Genomic DNA, 1,063 nt, shown 5'->3' on the forward strand with positions numbered 1-1,063 from the left:
CCCCTGCTCCCCATCTCCCTACAAGGGAATTAATTCCGGGAAATTCATTAGAACTTGATCGTCTGTCAATTCATCTCCAAACTGTGCTGGAGAGAAGTGAACTTGGATAGCTCGGAGCTTTTCTTGATAGTGCAAGTTAATCAATGCTTTTAAACCATTTTTCAGAGCACTCATGTTAGCTAAATCATTTTCTAGGGTAGGTATTTCACCCTCATAAGCGACTGTAATAATTACAATCAAATTTTTCGTTACTGGCAACGACAAAGGAGAATCTTTACTTTGATTGTATCCGCTAAAGTCTGGTTCGCTCAGGTAGCGTTGAGCAGAATCAGTAAACAATTCATCTACATAGTCAGCAGCTTGGCTTTCATCCCAGAAAACATCGCCTTCGTTGGCGGCAGAGCGCCAGTATGTATCATATTGTAATAGCTGAGTGCAAATTTCTACCAGTCCTTGCCCTAAAATTTCTAAGTCACCTTCGGCATCAATTGCTTGTCTTGCCGTGCGGTTAACAACTCCTAATAGCGGTGCGACTTCTTCGCCTTCTAGATGGACGAATAAGCGACAAACTACCAGCCGAGTTTGACCTGTCATTTGATTAAAGCGATCGCGCCAAGAATTCATAAACCTTTCCAAAATGGAAACCCATCCCCTAAAGGGGTGGGAGGAATTTTTGCGGCTGTCTTCCGCCGTGAATCGTTTTTTTCCATTACCGCCTTGGGGCTGTTTAGTTCGGTGTGATGAAAGTGATGTACTTTCGATGGGACAATTACCATCTCAAACCTCACAACCCTGTACGCTACGCATAATGATTTGCTCTTTCGAGCCTCCCTTGCGGGGTAAAGTTAGCTTCGCCAATGTTTTGAGAGCTTGTTCAGCTTGCAGCACTGTTTCAGTGACCTTAAAACTGTTTAACTGCAAACGACAGGGCAGAGGACTAGCTACGCATCCGCCTGGTGTCTTGACTCAAAAAACGTAGACCTCGAAAGTCTTAGGCTGGTCAGTATGGCTTGTTTTGACTTTCGTCTTGCAAGCCCATCCCCTTTAGGGGTGGGTTACTGAC

Annotated in this window: 1 protein-coding gene; it reads right to left on the minus strand. The window is 44.6% G+C overall.

Annotated elements, in window-relative coordinates; all coding sequences use genetic code 11:
- Positions 1-18 precede the first annotated feature (18 nt).
- Entirely contained in the window at positions 19-624 is a 606-nt protein-coding gene (locus OSCI_RS09415; protein WP_007354693.1) for a DUF1517 domain-containing protein, read from the minus strand.
- Positions 625-1,063: the final 439 nt, after the last annotated feature.

Origin of the sequence: Kamptonema sp. PCC 6506 (assembly GCF_000180455.1) — a bacterium.
Classification (GTDB): Bacteria; Cyanobacteriota; Cyanobacteriia; order Cyanobacteriales; family Microcoleaceae; genus Kamptonema; species Kamptonema formosum.

What these genes read in the sequence shown, in the direction of transcription:
- OSCI_RS09415 (WP_007354693.1), bottom strand. Translation starts at nt 624, where the DNA reads ATGAATTCTTGGCGCGATCGCTTTAATCAAATGACAGGTCAAACTCGG.